Origin of the sequence: Pseudanabaena mucicola FACHB-723, from assembly GCF_014696385.1 — a bacterium.
In the GTDB taxonomy this organism is placed as follows: Bacteria; Cyanobacteriota; Cyanobacteriia; order Pseudanabaenales; family Pseudanabaenaceae; genus Pseudanabaena.
In genome coordinates this window covers 54,515-70,800 of the sequence record NZ_JACJQB010000017.1, presented here as the reverse complement: position 1 = coordinate 70,800, position 16,286 = coordinate 54,515, and the positions used below count along the sequence as shown (strand labels likewise).

The following is a 16,286-nucleotide window of genomic DNA, read 5'->3' as shown; positions in this document are numbered from 1 at the left end:
CCCCTGCTATGGCAATCGGACTTTTTCATCGTCCCCTTTCTATTCTGGAATTATTATCCTCAAGGGGATTTTATTGCCTCACTAATTAACTGACCAGTGTCTTCCAGACCACAGAAGCCATAGAAGACAGCAGAAATGAGTATGGCATATTTTATCGAGTCGAAGGCAACTTGAAAGGAAGTCGAGATTTAGCAGTAGTTACCATTTGGCTAGAACGCACCATCGACAAAAAAGTTCAATTCATCACCCTAAAACCCAAAAAGGAGAAAAAATCATGATTAACCTCTATCAAAGAGTAGCCCTAGCCCAAGACTTCCCCACATATCGATTAAAAAAAGGCGATATAGCCACCTTCATTGATACTGTCCCCCATCCCACAGGCGGCGAAGAAGGCTATGTCCTCGAAATATTTAACGCGATCGGCGAGTCGATTAACACAGTCATCGTGCCAAAATCAGCCGTTATTGCACTCAAAGCCGATGATATTCTCTCTGTACGTTCTTTAGCGGGCGTATCGTAAATGCCGACAAATCTATGTTGGAGGAAAAATAACAGAATCGTAAAACATAGCGTTAATCTCCTCAGACTCATCATCAAAATCATCACTTATCACTATTGATCCACGATTTAAAGCTGGTTGCGAGACTAGCGGCTGATCTTCTTGATTAACCACAGGCAAAACCTTAGCCCAAGGCACACCCTGTTTAGTTAGCGTAATTTCAACATGATTTTGAATATCTGATAACAAATCGGCTAAATTATCAGATAGGTAAGCAATATCGAAAGTTTTTGGTGACATTTGCTTATGCCTCACTCAATTACAAGCATTATAAGCCCATGAAATCTAGCCTCACCGAAGATGCGATCTAAACATCGGCTAAAATTTAGCTAATTCAACCAAAAAAAATGCCATGTCAACCATCACTATTCATCAGCTAGAGCCAGACATCGCCCAACAGCTAGAACAACGTGCCGCACAGCATGGACGCACCATCGAGCTTGAAATAAAGGCAATTCTCAAAAGCGTATTAGCACCCAAAAAGCCAAGCAATATTGACCTCGCCACCGCCATTAATAGACGTTTTGCAGACCTTGGAGATTTTGAAATTCCCGAAATTCCGAGAGAACCCATGCGCCCCTTACCAACATTTGACATGGACGCTCAATGAAAATTGTTCTTGATACCAACGTTCTGTCAGAACTAATGAAGCCGCAAGGCTCACAAACCGTCAAATCTTGGGTTGCTGCTCAGACTAGAGAAAACTTATTCACTACCAGCATTAACCAAGCCGAGATCCTTGGCGGTATTGCTGTTATGCCAGAAGGTAAACGCAGCAAAGCTTTACAAGAATTAGCACAGGCTATGTTTACGGAAGACTTCGCGGAGCAGATTTTATTTTTTGACTCAGACTCAGCAAACTGTTTTGCTCAAATTACAAGCGATCGCCGTAAAAAAGGAAAACCAATCGCTGAAGCCGACGCTCTGATCGCCTCTATATGTCTAGCTAATAATGCAGCGATCGTCACTCGCAATGTTGACGACTTCCTAGATTGCCAGATCACGATCATTAACCCTTGGGAACTATGAAATCAACCCTCACCGAAGACGAGATCGAACAATACCAACTCCAACTCTTGCAAAACCTCGGTTATGTCTACCATCACGGCTACGACCTCCAACCCACAGATTCCCCCTCGCCCACTGGGAGAGGGGCTAGGGGTGAGGGCGAGCGCGAAAACTTCGGTGAAATCGTTTTAAAAGATCGATTACAACAAGCCATCTATCACCTTAACCCCACCATTCCCGCCGATGCACTCAACCAAGCCCAACGGGAAATCTTTAATATTGCCAGTTCCGACCTACTCAACAACAACGAAATATTCCATAAATACCTCACCGAAGGCATCACCGTTGAATATCAGAAAGACGGAGAAACCAGAGGCGAACCCGTCAACCTGATCAACTGGCACAACATCGACAACAACGAATTTCTGGTAGTCAATCAATTTACCGCCATCGAAGACAACCACAACCGCCGCCCCGATCTCGTCATCTTTATCAACGGCTTGCCCCTCGTCGTCATCGAACTAAAAAATGCTGTCGATGAAAAAGCCAACCTTCGCGCCGCCTATAACCAACTGCAAACCTACAAACGCGAAATCCCTAGCCTCTTTACCTACAACGCCCTGCTAGTCATATCCGATGGACTCTCCGCCCGTGCAGGCTCCCTCACCGCCGACTTTAACCGCTTTTCGGCATGGAAAGTTCCCTCCCCTAACCCCTCCCAGAGGGAGGGGGACAAGAATCTAGAAGTCCCTCTCCCTCTGGGAGAGGGATTTAGGGAGAGGGCAGAACTCGAAATCTTGACCACAGGACTACTCAACAAACAAACCCTCCTAGACCTGATCCGCCACTTTACTGTATTTGAAAAAACTCGTAGCGAAGACCTCAACACAGGCATTGTCAGCATTACCACGATTAAAAAAATCGCCGCTTATCACCAATACTACGCAGTCAATAAAGCCGTTGAATCGATTATCAAAGCTTGTGGATTTCCCTCCCCTAGCCCCTCCCAGAGGGAGGGGGACAAGAAAAATAGTCTTGAAGTCCCTCGCCCAGAGGGCGAGGGATTTAGGGAGAGGGCAGAAAGTATCGAAGACTTAGGTTACAAAGGAGGATTAGAGATAACGACTCTGCTAGAACAAGTCAGAGAACTACGAAAAAATCAAACATCTGCGGAAAGAGTATTTTGGGAAATTGTTAGAACAAAACGCTTTCTAGGCTTAAAGTTTCGGCGACAACATCAGCTTGGTAATTACATCGTTGATTTTTATTGTCACGATCGCAAAATAGTAATTGAACTTGATGGCGAGATTCACAATCAACCAGAACAACAGCAACGCGATCGTCAACGTAGCGAATATTTAAAATCATTAGGGCTAACAGTTCTAAGATTCACCAACCAAGAAATCTTCCAAAACCTAGAAACCGTCCTCCAAAACCTACTGATCTCCTGTCCCCCCCTCCCACTGGGAGAAGGGCTAAGGGAGAAGGCAATTTGTCCCCCTCGCCCTTTGGGAGAGGGGCTAGGGGAGAGGGCAACCCTCGCAAAGGCGGCGTAATTTGGCATACCCAAGGAAGCGGTAAATCTCTATCAATGGTATTTCTCGCAGGAAAGCTAGTCTTAGACCCAAACCTCAATAATCCCACAGTGGTAATGCTGACCGATCGCAATGACCTCGACGATCAGCTATTCGACACCTTCGCAGGTTGTCAGCAAATCCTCAGACAAGACCCACAACAAGCAGATAATCGCGATCGCGTGCGCCAACTGCTCAACACCAACTCAGGCGGGATTATCTTTACCACCGTTCAGAAATTCTCCCCCGCCGATGGTGAAACCCTCTATCCAAAAATTAGCGATCGCGCCAATATCATTGTCCTCGCTGATGAAGCACACCGTAGCCAGTATGGATTCACCGCCAAACAAGTCGATATCAAAGATGAAAACGGCAATGTCACAGGCAAAGCTACCCGCTACGGATTTGCTAAATATATTCGTGATGCCCTACCCAATGCTTGCTTTGTCGGATTCACAGGCACACCGATCGAACAAAGCGATAAAAATACTCCCGCCATTTTTGGCGACTACATCGACATTTACGACATCTCTCAAGCCGTCGCTGATGGTGCAACCGTTCCCATTTATTACGAAAGCCGCCTCGTCAAAGTTGACCTCGACGAAACAGGTCGTCAACTGCTCGATGAACTAGACGAAGACCTCGATTCCCTTCTCCCTTTGGGAGAGGGGCTAGGGGAGAGGGAAAAAGCCAAAGCTAACCAAACTCGCATTGAAGCGATCATCGGCTCCACCCAACGCCTCCAACAAATCGCCCAAGATATCGTGACCCACTTTGAAGCGCGGCAACAGGCCAACAAGGGCAAAGCGATGATCGTCACCATGACCCGCAGAATTGACGTCAATCTCTACGATGAGATCGTCAACCTCCGTCCCGATTGGCACAGCGACGACCTCACCACAGGCAAAATTAAAGTCGTCTTTACCGCCAGTGCCTCCGATGAAGGAAATCTGGTCAAACACCACACCAACAAAGCCAACCGTCAAACCCTAGCCCAACGCCTCAAAGACCCCGAAAACTCCCTCGAACTGGTCATAGTCTGTGATATGTAGTTGACTGGCTTTGATGCTCCTTGCTTGCACACCATGTATATCGACAAACCGCTTAAAAGTCATAACCTCATGCAAGCGATCGCCCGCATTAACCGTGTCTTCTTTGAGAAAATAGGCGGCTTAATTGTGGACTATCTGGGACTCGCCGCCGAACTCAAAAAAGCCCTATCCTTTTATGCCAACAGTGGCGGTAAAGGCGACCTCACCCTCAATCAAGATGTAGCCGTGGGGCTAATGCTTGCCAAACTAGAAATAGTCGAGCAAATCATGGCGGACTTTGCCTATGAGCATTATTTCGACAGCACCACAGGCGAAAAACTCAACATCCTCAAAAACGCTGCCAACTACGTCGCAGATCCCACGATTAAAGATCGCTTTTTCTCTGAAGTTAGCGCCCTATCTAAAGCACATTCCCTAGCTGTCCCTCATCCCGACGCGATCGCCGACTCAGAAAAAATCTCATTTTTCCAAGCTATCCAAGCCAGTCTCCGCAAACTCACAGGCGAAGGAGAAGGCGGAAACCTCAGCAACCACGACATCGAAACCGCGATCCGTCAAGTCGTCGATCAGGCGCTCGTATCCGATGCCGTGATTAATATTTTTGATGAAGCAGGAATAAAAAATCCTGACATCTCAATCATCTCCGATGAATTCATGGCAGAAGTGCGCGGCATGGAACATCAAAACCTCGCCGTTGAACTTCTGCAAAAACTGCTCAAGGATGAAATCAAAGCCAGTAGCCGTACCAACATTGTTCAAAGCCGTAAACTTGCCGACCTGCTCGAAGATGCCCTACGCCGCTATCGAAACCAAGTCATCAGCGTTACCGATATCCTCGAAGAATTGCTCAACATGGCAAAGGACACTAAAGCCGCCCAAACTAGAGGTGAAGCCCTAAAACTAGCACCCTACGAACTCGCCTTTTATGATGCTCTAGCCCAAAATCAAAGCGCTCAAGATGTGATGGGTGTTGATAAATTGCGAGACTTAGCGATCGTCTTATGCGATCGCATCCGTAAAAACGCATCAATCGACTGGAATCTCAAGGAAAGTGTGAGAGCCAGAATGAAAGTTGCTGTCAAACGATTACTGAGACAATATGGCTACCCTCCCGACATGGAAGCTCTAGCAACAGAGTTAGTCCTAGAGCAAGCCAAAGTCTTTACTGAGTTTGAAGTTGCAACCAATCACTCAAGTTAAAAAATTTATCTGGCAAAAACTAAGTATTGAGCTTCATTCTTGTTACATCATTCCTTTTACAAATTCAATCGCCTCTTGTTTAGAACTAATCTTGCCCTCTACCTGAGCGATTTTCACACTTTCTAATAATTCCCCAATCTTAGGACTAGGCGCGATTCCCAATTCCTCTCGCAAATCGTCACCACTGATTAAGGCAATCGGATAGGCGATCGCATCATTGGGATTGAGCCAACGATTGAGCCAAGGTTCAATCAGCGCGAAATCATGATCACTAGTTAAAGCTAAGGTGGCGATCGCAGGGAAAAACTCTAGGGTTTGCTGAAAAAATCGATACTGCTGCGTAGCCGATGCTCCCTGTAAAAGCTCTGTAAATTGTGGCAGATGGCGCAAAATTCCGACTAGCCAACGTTGTTCAACTCGGCTCAATCCCAAAGATTCTAAAGCCGTAGCACTATTGCTTAAAGCTGCTAATTTCACAATCACCAGAGCATAGCGATCGCCTGCTAACTGATTGCTAAAAAACAATTCCAGAGCAGGAAATTTTTCTAATAGTGACGCGATTACACCTTCAATCTTCGCAAATCTTTCTAGATTTAAATGCTGACTTGGTAACCAATCCTCTAAAATGCGATCGCAAAGAGCTGTTTTCATCCATTGATTGCCATTGGTAATCGATAGTAAATAGCCCAATTCGGTGCGAACTCGCTCCGCCGCAATCAGCTTTAATTTCGGTGCAAGTTTTATCAAAACCTGTCGAGTCAAATCTTCGATCACAAATCCAAGCTGGGCAGCCTGTCGATAGCCTCGCAAAATTCGCAACGGATCTTCCGCCAAATTTTCAGGGGCAACCATCCTGATGCGCTTCGCGGTTAAATCCCCAATACCGTCAAAGGGATCGATCAATAATTCTGATAAGTTTCCTGAATTTTCTTCTAAATTCGCTAAATTTGCATTTTGGTTGAGCTGATGGCATTCAATTGCGATCGCATTCATGCAAAAGTCACGTCGCCCCAAATCCGCCTCTAAGCTACTGCCCATCTGCTGAGCAAAATCAGCAGTACCATTTTGAAAGACAACCCGCGCAATTTGACGCTCCGCATCGAGTACCACAAATCCCGCTTTATACTTCTTGGCAATTTTCTGCGCCGTCTCCACGGCTTTGTCAGGTAACACAAAGTCTAAATCAAGATATCTCCCCTGACGCTTAAGGATGCGATCGCGTACCCATCCCCCCACCAAATACGCAGGTGTTGGCAAATCATTAAAATCAATCTGTAGCAATACTCTCTTCCTGTGCTTCTGGAGATTCTGGTAAATTTAGAGACAATTCTAACTGATCAATTTGATCGTTTACCTCTGCATCATCAGTAACAGCTTCACGCGCTTCATCATCACTAACTTGATCTAAATCTTGCGCCTTATTTGCGGCATTTCTTAACTTGATGCTTACTTCTGCGTTGCGTTTGTCCAGATCAGTATCAACACCATCAGTGTCAGTAATGCCTTCGGTCACAGAGCTATCCTCATTGGATGTGGATTTTAGGCCATCCTTAGCGGCGATCGCATCAAGGGCAGCTTCTACCGACAAATCCATTTCTAGCATCAGCGCATCAGGTTGGTCTGCATCATCAACTACTTGCAAATCTACATCTGATTGATTAAAGATTTCCGCCAAATCAGATAACTCTTCACGCACCATCCGAATTGGTAAATTTGCAATCAAAGCAGTCATGCGCTTGTCCGACTCTAAACGAATATCGAGCGAACCCTCATCAAGTTCCACATACTTGGAAACCACACGCATAATTTCATAGCGCATATTATCAAATACCTTCGGCTCAATTGCCGCTCGATCATGCGCCAAGATAAACTTCAAACGATGCTTAACCTGAGTTCCACTGGGGATATTACTTCTTTGAAATAGGCGATCAAGCAATTTTGAAATCATCTCAAACCTCAAGAATTTCCACTAATCCAACTCGATAGCCGCGAAAAGAAACCTTTAGGGGGAACTTCGATTTGCAAAAACTCGACATCCATTCCTTCAAGGCGCTTTGCCACATTTGTGTAAGCAGTGCCAGCCAGCGAAGGCTTATCCGATAAAACCAGTGGTTCTCCTTTATTAGTGGAAACGATCACCTGTTCATCATCAGGAACTACGCCAATTAACTTTACCGATAAAATGTCTAAAACATCTTCGACACTCATCATGTCGTTGTTTTTGATCATAGCAGGACGCACCCGATTTAATATCAGTTTAATATCAGTAACGCGGTTTGCCTCCAATAGTCCAACAACACGATCAGCATCACGAACCGCCGATATCTCAGGAGTTGTCACCACAATGGCTTCCTTTGCTCCTGCGATCGCATTTTGAAATCCCGACTCAATCCCTGCGGGACAGTCAATTAAAACATAATCAAAATAGCGACTTAAAACCTCAACCAATGCTTTCATATGGGCAGCCGTAATCGCTGTTTTATTGCGGGTTTGCGGCGCAGCCAGTAATGATAGATTCGGTTGCCGCTTATCCTTGACCAAAGCTTGATCCAGCTTACATTCTCGTGCAATCACCTCTAGAGCCGTATAGACAATTCGATTTTCTAAACCTAGTAAAAGATCCAGATTTCGCAAGCCAAAGTCAGCGTCTACTAAAACCACTTTGCGCCCAAGTTTGGCGAGTGCCATACCGAGATTTGCTGAAGATGTGGTCTTGCCGACACCACCTTTACCAGAGGTAACAACGATAATGCGACTCATGTTTACAAATTACTGATTAACGAGGGATAAGTATATTCCAGATTAGCAGTGCCTTGACTTACTAATCTCGATTTTTAGAAGAATAATCAACAGCCTGCACAATTTGAATTTCAGGCGAATCTTGATTACCGATAAAAGCAACCTCTGGAGAAAAGTAGGTGCTGGGGCTCTCAACACGGGCAATCAGGCCTGCAATTCTAATCTGAGTAGCATCTAAATGTAAAGCCATTACTACCGCTTTAGTATTACCTTTTACACCCGCATGAGCCATACCCTTGAGTTTGCCCCACACGATAATGTCACTCTCAGAGATTAGCTCTGCACCAGCATTGACATCACCGAAAATAATAATACTGCCAGAATGTCGGATTTCAGTGCCAGACCTGACCGTAGTTTTGACATACAAAGGATCATCCATAGGAGCATCAGGCAGTGGATTAAAGCCTAATAACTCCTTAAAAATTGTGCCTTGCTCAACTGAAAAGCCCATGCTAGCGGCATTAATTGCCGTCTGACGACGATTGGTAACCACACAATGTAGTAAAAGCTGATGGTTGTCTAACGCCTCTGCAATTTGGTGTAGTTGTCTAGTATCCAAAAGGCGATCGCCTGATTGGAGATATACCTGTGTCCTTGGTTTCCAGTCATGCCCACTCGCAGCCATCCTCTGCTCTAACTGCGTCATCAGCTCTTCCCAAGGCACACAAGCTAAGGGCTTGGCATCTTCTAGTTTTGCGTCAAGATTCAGGGCTTCATCCTTGATGCCCCCTTCTGCTTGAGGATCTGATGGGGCTTCACCCACAGTATTGTCGGCTTCTTGTTTTTCAGCAAAGTAATGACTAATTCTTGGTTCTGATGGTAGCAATAGATTCAGCCTGCCATCTAGAGTCTTAAATCTTACCTGTGCAATTTCAGGATCAATCGGGAAATCTTGGGGATTGGGCTTTTGTGGATCAACTTTACGAGAAATTGGCTTTAATTCCCCCCCCTCCACATCAGCAACGGTCAAAGGAGCAGGAATATTGCCCTTTGATTCATCATCCTGTGATGATTCAACAATTACTTCGGGCATCTCCGCAGATGACAAATCCCCTGCACCCGACTTTGGTTTGGAAGGAGGCAGAGGATTTGACTTGGAGCTATTAAGCGAATTGGCATTCATGAGGCTGTTTAGACGTTAGCGCAAAGCTCTGAATTATCGAAATAGCAAGACTTGTGCTTAACACAAATCTTGCTATTGATTTTGTGACGCTTGATTTAAGCGGAAGGTAACAACTGAAGGCTATTGTCTGAACCATTTAGAGATGGTTGTTCAATAACTTTGACTTTGCCATCATCATCGACATCAACAGTAACCGATGCACCTTCACGCACCTTACCAGTAAGAATCTCTTCAGCAAGGGAATCTTCTAATAAGCGCATAATTGCTCTACGCAATGGACGTGCACCGTAGCTAGGATTATATCCCTCTTGGACAAGGAGATCCTTAAAGCGCTCGGTTACGGTAAGAACGATGTCCTTAGCCAACATGCGCTTGAAGAACTCGTTGAGCATGAGGTCGGCGATCTCTTTGACTTCGGGCTTGGTCAACTGACGGAAGACAATGATTTCATCCAGACGGTTTAAGAACTCTGGACGGAAGTATTGCTTCAGTTCCTCATTGACTAACGAACGAATGCGAGTGTAGAGACCGTCTTCTTGATTAGCGGCAAAGTCGAAACCAAGTCCGCCGCCACCTTTTTCGATGACCTTAGAGCCAACGTTGGAAGTCATGATTAGCAAGGTATTCTTGAAGTCAACGGTGCGACCTTTAGAGTCAGTCAATCGACCGTCTTCTAGCACTTGCAACAATAGGTTGAAGACATCGGGGTGTGCTTTTTCGATTTCGTCAAATAAGACAACGGTATAGGGACGACGACGAACAGCCTCGGTAAGTTGACCGCCTTCGTTGTAGCCGACATAACCAGGGGGTGAACCAATCAACTTGGAAACGGTGTGCCGCTCCATGTACTCGGACATGTCAAGACGAATCATTGCATCTTCAGAACCGAAGAAGTAAGAGGCAAGGGCTTTGGTTAGCTCAGTCTTACCAACACCTGTGGGCCCTGAGAAGATAAAGCTAGCGATGGGTCGATCAGGACTCTTGAGACCAACTCGGGCGCGACGGATGGCGCGAGAAATCGCTTTGACGGCTTCGTCTTGACCAATTACACGACCATGGAGAGTTTCTTCCATCTGCATGAGCTTGGCAGACTCAGACTCGGTAATCTTGAGAACGGGTACGCCAGTCCAAGAACTAACGATATAAGCAATATCTTCCTCAGTTACGCGAATTTCAGGCAAGTCTTCAGCAGGAGTCTCGGCTTTTTTAGTTTGGCTGAGGGCGCGAATTTGTTGCTTGAGATCAATCTCCTTATCACGCAGTTCCGCAGCTTTGTCAAAGTCTTGCTTACGAACAGCATCATCCTTATCTTTAAGGGTTTGACGCAATTCTTTATCAAGTTCCTTGGCGGCAGGAGGTAGTTGCGAGTTAATCAAACGTACGCGAGAACCAGCTTCGTCAATCAAATCGATCGCTTTGTCGGGCAAGAAGCGATCGCTGATATATCGATCGGCAAGCTTAGCGGCAGCAACTAATGCATCATCATCAATCTTGAGCTTGTGGTGTTCTTCGTAACGCTGGCGTAAACCGATCAAGATTTCGATGGTTTCTTCGACACTTGGCTCACCAACCATGACAGGCTGGAAGCGACGCTCAAGGGCGGCATCTCGCTCAATATGTTTACGGTACTCATCAAGGGTGGTTGCGCCGATACACTGGAGTTCGCCACGGGCAAGGGCTGGCTTGAGGATATTGGCGGCATCGATCGCACCTTCGGCAGCACCAGCACCGATCAAGGTGTGAACTTCATCGATGACCAAGATCACATTACCTGCGGTGCGGATCTCTTCCATGATCTTCTTGAGGCGTTCCTCAAATTCACCACGATATTTTGTACCTGCAACTAACAAGCCAATATCTAGAGTGACAACTCTTTTCTCTTGTAAGATGTCGGGAATATCACTGTTAGAAATGCGCTGCGCTAAACCTTCTGCGATCGCAGTTTTACCGACTCCAGGTTCACCAATCAAAACAGGGTTGTTTTTGGTGCGGCGACCGAGGATTTGAATCACTCGTTCAATTTCTTTTTCACGACCCACAACAGGATCGAGTTTGCCATCTTGGGCAAGCTGGGTCAAATTTGAGCCAAACTCGTCGAGGGTTGGCGTTTTGGTGCGTCCTGATGAACCGCCACCTGCGGAGACTTCGGCAGTCTCGCCGAGCATCCTGATTACTTGAGTGCGAACTTTGGATAGATCAACGCCCAAGTTTTCTAAAACTCTGGCGGCGACACCTTCGCCTTCGCGAATTAGTCCTAGCAATAAATGCTCAGTACCGATGTAGTTGTGTCCCAACTGGCGAGCTTCTTCTAAGGACAACTCTAGGACTCTCTTGGCGCGAGGTGTGAAAGGAATTTCGACTGCGACAAAACCAGAGCCGCGTCCGATGATCTTTTCAACCTCAATGCGGGCATCTTTGAGGTTTACACCCATCGACTTCAGTACTTTGGCGGCAACGCCAGTTCCTTCTCCGATCAGACCCAATAGGATTTGCTCTGTGCCGACAAAGTTATGACCGAGGCGGCGAGCTTCCTCTTGAGCCAGCATGATGACTTTAATTGCTTTTTCTGTAAAGCGTTCAAACATGGCGTTTCCCCATACTTTGCTGCGTTCTGGTTAAAGTAAATACTAGCACAGCATTAGCAGCATTCTGTGTGTACGGCTTTCACTCCTTTTCACCCAAATTGTTAAGATCTCTCTTAGGGATCATGTTGGCTTTTATGGGGCATTTCAACTCAATATTTTTAGCTTTTTGTTACCCTTGCAACCAATTAAAGAGGCTCTTTGCTGTAGGAAGATGTTAGGGTATGACTAGAGTGCGGTTTTTAGCTAAAATTATGAGGCTAATATCAGGACTTCATGATCGTAACCACTCCTATTAAAGCGATCGCCCTTGGTGCAGGCAGCCGAATTAGCATCAGTAATTTGACGTGGCAAGATTTCGAGCAACTTCTTTTAGGTACTGGTGAAAATAGAAATACAAGGATGGCTTATTACAAAGGGACTCTAGAAATCATGTCGCCGTTGGCTTCGCACGAACGTCCCCATCGAATCATTGCTGATATTGTCAAAACGATTTTAGAAATCCAAGAACGAGACTGGGAAGATTTCGGCTCTACTATCTTTAAGCGTCCTGATGTTGCAGGAGTAGAACCAGATACTTGCTTTTATATTCAAAATGCTGAACTTGTGCGCGATTGTACGAGTATGGATCTATCGATTTATCCACCACCTGACCTAGCGATTGAGTCAGATGTCATGTCCAAAACTGCACTGCAAGCTTATGAATCTATTCTTGTTCCTGAGGTCTGGATTTATAGCAATCAGAAATTAGTCATTCACGTTTTGCAGAGCGATCGCTATATAGAAACAAATACGAGTCTGATTTTTCCTGATTTACCGATAACTGAGTTAATTCCCACGCTAGTGCTGCAAGCCATTAAGCAGGGAACCAGCAGGATGTTACGTCATCTCAAATCTCGGTTAAAACCAACGCTATAAGCTCAAACATACAAAAAACAGACAAAGGCACTGATCAGCTAAATCGTGATCGTCGTAATTTGCATCTTTTTTGTTGTCATGAAATGGGCGATTAAGGGTCAATTCCCCATTAGCTAACCAGTGCCACCACAGCAATATTTAGCTTTAACTACAAGATATTTAAAAATAAGCCTCTTTGCCCCCATAACATCCATGATCCTCCGATCAACATAAAAGCAAGGACAACTTGGCGAAATTGCTGGGGACTCATGCGACTGAGCAGATATTTGCCAACAAGGTTGGCAGGTATTGCGGCTAAACCAATCGCTAATCCTGCCACAATATATTGCTGAGACATAACGGCCAACGCACCATAGGCAAAGATTTTAACTAGATGAATAATCGTCATGTGAGCCGCCTTGGTAGCTAGCATTTTTTCCTTAACTAAGCCATAGCGCAGATAGAAAGGATTTAACACTGGTCCCGTTGTGCCGACTAAACCAGATACATAGGCTTTGAGGAAACCTGCGGGCAGAATATGCCAAGCTTGAAGTTGAAACTTGGGTTTTACCTGAGCAGGTATTAGTTCTGATTTCTCTATAGCGATCAATTCACTCAACTCACCTAGCTGATTGATTTCAATAAGCGCCTCTAGATCTTCTAGTTCTTGGGAGTTATCGGTGAGTTTTATATGTTTGACATTGTCTTCATCGAGGACTTTGGCAGGATTTTTTTCTAATTCAAATAAAACGGCACTCACAATCAGAAATATGGCGATTACTATTTGCAGCCAGTCCAGATGAATGCGCGTAAAGGTATATGCACCCAAAATAGCTCCTGCGATCGCTCCCGGGGTATACCAAGCTGTTAATAACCAGTCGATGTCACGCCAGAATAGTAAAACTCGATGGGCATTTCCCAAAAACATGCCAATCGTAATGACGGGGGGGACTGCGGCTGCGCCCATCAGGAGGTTAACTAGCGGAATTAAAATGAAGGGACTGCCCCCACCAGCCAAGGTACTCACAATCCAAGAAAAAAAGCTAACCACACTGAGATAGACAATTGGCATAATTTCTGACATTTATAAACAATACCTTTCCGTTCTATGTGGATAGACTACAAAGTTTGGGTGCTAACCATCCTAAACTTGAGATTGCTTTTGTTGAGCTAAATTGAGCTAAATATTTATTACCACATGAATCCATTGACCCAAATTTATTTGAGTGAAATTAACCAAAAGTTTTTATCACAGTTGCGGGCAATCGATTGTGCTTGCCTTGGGGATTTTTGGAGTTTGAAAACCTATCAGCAGGAAATTGATAGTCCGCGTAGCCATGTTTTGGGACTAACTACGGATAACCATGAATTATTGGGATTTGGTTGCTTGTGGGAAATTCTTGAGGAGGCACATATTACAGTTTTAGCAGTTCGCCCCGAATATCAGGGACAGGGACTGGGTAAAGCGCTTGTCTGGGGATTGCTCAAGCAAGCCCGCGATCGCAATTTAGAATGGGCAACCCTAGAAGTACGAGCATCTAATCAAATTGCGATCGCAATTTATGAGAAATTTGGCTTTAAGACAATTGGCAGAAGAGAGAAATATTATGAAGTAACGGGAGAAGATGCCCTAGTTTTATGGTGCAAAGGCTTACATACAGAAGAATTTGGTATCGTGCTAGCAAACTGGGAGCAGTCAATATCGCATCAATTACGAGCTAAAGGTTGGCAATTGAACTAAGCCCCAGAGCGTCATCTTGCAACTGACTTCTTGCGATAGAATTAAATTAGGTTCATGAACATTTAAGTCGCTCTAGCATTAGGTCTGAAAATATGAGGACGTTTGGCTGGCTAAAACAATCTATTCCCATGGTGATCGCAAGTTTAGGTTTTATGAATATTGCGATCGCAGAGGTGAATGCCCAAGTTGGCAACGTGGTCGTATATATAGCAGGCAATAATCCTGTGACCCTCGATGTCACTAGACAGGTGGTTACCAATCCGATCATTGCCTCGGTCAATGGGAGAACTTCGATTGTCGCTGGCTCGTTTGATGCTCAAACTGCAGATTTTGTGGCCAGAGAATTACAAAGACGTGGATTAGCTGCCCAGTTAGGCTATCAAAACTCTGCGATGTTTCAGCCTAACCAACCAGTTAGTAATAATCCCTATGTGACATTGCCTAGCTACTTGCCCACCAGCCCAGCCGCTATTAATAATAATCCTAGCCAATATCGCTATATCACTGGTGTTCCCGTTCGCTCTGGCGATATGACATCTCTAGCAAGAATAAGACAATTTATTCCCAATGCTTTTATCTCAAAGTCTGAGCTGGGTGATTATATCTATGCGGGTGGCTATACAAATAGAGATGCGGCGGAGTCCTTAAAGCATTTTTTGCGATCGCAAGGAGTCGATGCAAGGGTGCTTTACTTTTAGTCAAAACATCGAAAATTCTGGACTACCTTATGGATGCAACATCAAATCAGGGCAGTAGTGTTAGTAATTCAACTACTGCACCAACATCATCCTTATTACCAATATTGCTATCGGGTGCTACAGGTACAGCAGTTGCTCAAGCTCAACAATTACTCAAGAATCAGGGCTATTACCAAGGTCAAGTTGATGGCGACTTTGGCATGAAGACAAGGGATGCGATTGTCGCTTTTCAAAGGGCAAATAGTTTAACTATTGATGGTAAAGTCGGTGCTCAGACATGGCAAAAGCTACAGGAATTAGCTCCTCAAATATCCCTTAACGAAGAGAGTTTAGATTCAGTGGACAATACCAAAGAGCCTTTCCCAAAGCCCATCGCATCCATCTTTATTCCCACAAGCAATCCCTCAAAAGCTTCTACCTAATCTCAAAAACATCAAAACAAGCTTGCAGCGCAAGCTTGTTTTGATCTAGCCAATTTGGACAGCCCCCTGACGACGTACTAGCCAACCCTCCATTGTCCATTCAATTACAGTTGAGGGTAAACCACTTCCCGTTAGCTCGTTAATATCAATGCCATCACCCAATGTATTGACTGAGGGAAAACTTGTACTGATTTCCAGCATTTTCCGTAATGGTGGCTGATTACTTTTATTCGCACTAGTTGTTAACATTGCCCCTGTCTGTTGCAGGATTGCGATCGCAATCTTGTTGTCAGGAATACGGACTCCCAAGGTTTTAAAACCTTGGTTTAGTTTACCACCACGCTGGCTAGCTGGTAAAACTAGCGTAACTGCACCCGCAAAATACTGCTGTGCCATTTGTTGCCATACCGACAAAGCAGGATGATCAGTATCTAAAAACGGTAAAAAACTCTCCCAATTTGATGCCATCAAGATCAGTGGTTTATCTTGCGATCGCTGTTTTAGTTGAAACACATCCGCACTGCGATCGGGACGCACTGCCAAAGCAGGAACAGTATCGGTGGGGAAACTCACTAATTTACCCGATCTTGCCCCTGCGACTAGACTTGCAAAAGAAACTAAAGCCACTATT

General features: G+C 45.1%; 14 protein-coding genes and 3 pseudogenes. 9 read left to right on the top strand and 8 right to left on the bottom strand.

Annotation, left to right across the window (positions count from 1 at the left end; all coding sequences use genetic code 11):
* Positions 1 to 104: 104 nt before the first annotated feature.
* Positions 105 to 278, top strand: a pseudogene (locus H6F41_RS19490) (DUF6883 domain-containing protein); the annotation flags it as partial.
* Positions 275 to 520 (top strand): DUF4926 domain-containing protein, encoded by a 246-nt coding sequence (locus tag H6F41_RS10295; protein ID WP_190403390.1) that lies wholly within the window; start codon positions 275 to 277, stop codon positions 518 to 520. The pseudogene H6F41_RS19490 and the gene H6F41_RS10295, both read left to right, overlap by 4 nt.
* 12 nt (positions 521 to 532) lie before the next feature.
* On the opposite strand, the gene H6F41_RS10290 is transcribed toward H6F41_RS10295, so the two are convergent.
* On the bottom strand, positions 533 to 799 hold the full coding sequence (locus H6F41_RS10290) for a toxin-antitoxin (TA) system antitoxin (protein ID WP_190403389.1): 267 nt from the start codon (positions 797 to 799) through the stop codon (positions 533 to 535).
* A gap of 112 nt (positions 800 to 911) precedes the next feature.
* On the opposite strand from H6F41_RS10290, the gene H6F41_RS10285 reads away from it, so the two are divergent.
* The 3 genes and pseudogenes from H6F41_RS10285 to H6F41_RS19360 all read left to right on the top strand — a co-directional run bounded on the left by H6F41_RS10285 (position 912) and on the right by H6F41_RS19360 (position 5,393).
* Positions 912 to 1,169, top strand: a complete 258-nt coding sequence (locus tag H6F41_RS10285) for a FitA-like ribbon-helix-helix domain-containing protein (RefSeq protein WP_190403388.1) — start codon at positions 912 to 914, stop codon at positions 1,167 to 1,169.
* Entirely contained in the window at positions 1,166 to 1,588 is a 423-nt protein-coding gene (locus tag H6F41_RS10280) for a type II toxin-antitoxin system VapC family toxin (RefSeq protein WP_190403387.1), read from the top strand. Before H6F41_RS10285 ends, H6F41_RS10280 begins: the two co-directional genes overlap by 4 nt.
* Positions 1,585 to 5,393, top strand: a pseudogene (locus H6F41_RS19360) (HsdR family type I site-specific deoxyribonuclease). Before H6F41_RS10280 ends, H6F41_RS19360 begins: the two are co-directional and overlap by 4 nt.
* 42 nt (positions 5,394 to 5,435) lie before the next feature.
* Here the strand turns inward: H6F41_RS19360 and H6F41_RS10265 are convergent.
* The 5 genes and pseudogenes from H6F41_RS10265 to H6F41_RS10245 form a co-directional block, all read right to left on the bottom strand.
* The gene (locus H6F41_RS10265) at positions 5,436 to 6,674 is read right to left on the bottom strand and encodes a CCA tRNA nucleotidyltransferase (protein WP_190403385.1); all 1,239 of its coding nucleotides are present in this window, start codon (positions 6,672 to 6,674) and stop codon (positions 5,436 to 5,438) included.
* 409 nt (positions 6,675 to 7,083) lie between these two features.
* A pseudogene (gene minE, locus H6F41_RS19355) lies at positions 7,084 to 7,341 on the bottom strand (cell division topological specificity factor MinE); the annotation flags it as partial.
* A gap of 8 nt (positions 7,342 to 7,349) precedes the next feature.
* Positions 7,350 to 8,153, bottom strand: a complete 804-nt coding sequence (minD, locus tag H6F41_RS10255; protein ID WP_190403383.1) for a septum site-determining protein MinD — start codon at positions 8,151 to 8,153, stop codon at positions 7,350 to 7,352.
* Positions 8,154 to 8,214: 61 nt separating this feature from the next.
* A complete protein-coding gene (locus tag H6F41_RS10250; protein ID WP_190403382.1) occupies positions 8,215 to 9,315 on the bottom strand; it encodes a septum site-determining protein MinC in 1,101 nt (366 codons plus the stop codon).
* Between the two features lie 95 nt (positions 9,316 to 9,410).
* Positions 9,411 to 11,900: an ATP-dependent Clp protease ATP-binding subunit gene (locus H6F41_RS10245; protein WP_190403381.1), complete on the bottom strand. Its 2,490-nt coding sequence runs from the start codon at positions 11,898 to 11,900 to the stop codon at positions 9,411 to 9,413.
* 273 nt (positions 11,901 to 12,173) lie between these two features.
* Here H6F41_RS10245 and H6F41_RS10240 point away from each other — a divergent pair, with 273 nt between their 5' ends.
* Positions 12,174 to 12,815 (top strand): Uma2 family endonuclease, encoded by a 642-nt coding sequence (locus H6F41_RS10240; RefSeq protein WP_190403380.1) that lies wholly within the window; start codon positions 12,174 to 12,176, stop codon positions 12,813 to 12,815.
* A gap of 148 nt (positions 12,816 to 12,963) precedes the next feature.
* Here H6F41_RS10240 and H6F41_RS10235 read toward each other — a convergent pair whose 3' ends face one another.
* The gene (locus H6F41_RS10235) at positions 12,964 to 13,878 is read right to left on the bottom strand and encodes a sulfite exporter TauE/SafE family protein (protein ID WP_242023007.1); all 915 of its coding nucleotides are present in this window, start codon (positions 13,876 to 13,878) and stop codon (positions 12,964 to 12,966) included.
* Between the two features lie 114 nt (positions 13,879 to 13,992).
* Between H6F41_RS10235 and rimI the strand changes: the two genes are divergently transcribed.
* The 3 genes from rimI to H6F41_RS10220 all read left to right on the top strand — a co-directional run bounded on the left by rimI (position 13,993) and on the right by H6F41_RS10220 (position 15,655).
* The gene (rimI, locus tag H6F41_RS10230; RefSeq protein WP_190403379.1) at positions 13,993 to 14,535 is read left to right on the top strand and encodes a ribosomal protein S18-alanine N-acetyltransferase; all 543 of its coding nucleotides are present in this window, start codon (positions 13,993 to 13,995) and stop codon (positions 14,533 to 14,535) included.
* A 92-nt stretch (positions 14,536 to 14,627) separates the two neighbouring features.
* A complete protein-coding gene (locus tag H6F41_RS10225) occupies positions 14,628 to 15,233 on the top strand; it encodes a hypothetical protein (protein ID WP_190403378.1) in 606 nt (201 codons plus the stop codon).
* Positions 15,234 to 15,262: 29 nt separating this feature from the next.
* Positions 15,263 to 15,655, top strand: a complete 393-nt coding sequence (locus H6F41_RS10220; RefSeq protein ID WP_190403377.1) for a peptidoglycan-binding domain-containing protein — start codon at positions 15,263 to 15,265, stop codon at positions 15,653 to 15,655.
* Positions 15,656 to 15,700: 45 nt separating this feature from the next.
* Here H6F41_RS10220 and H6F41_RS10215 read toward each other — a convergent pair whose 3' ends face one another.
* On the bottom strand, positions 15,701 to 16,282 hold the full coding sequence (locus H6F41_RS10215; protein ID WP_190403376.1) for an L-threonylcarbamoyladenylate synthase: 582 nt from the start codon (positions 16,280 to 16,282) through the stop codon (positions 15,701 to 15,703).
* Positions 16,283 to 16,286: the final 4 nt, after the last annotated feature.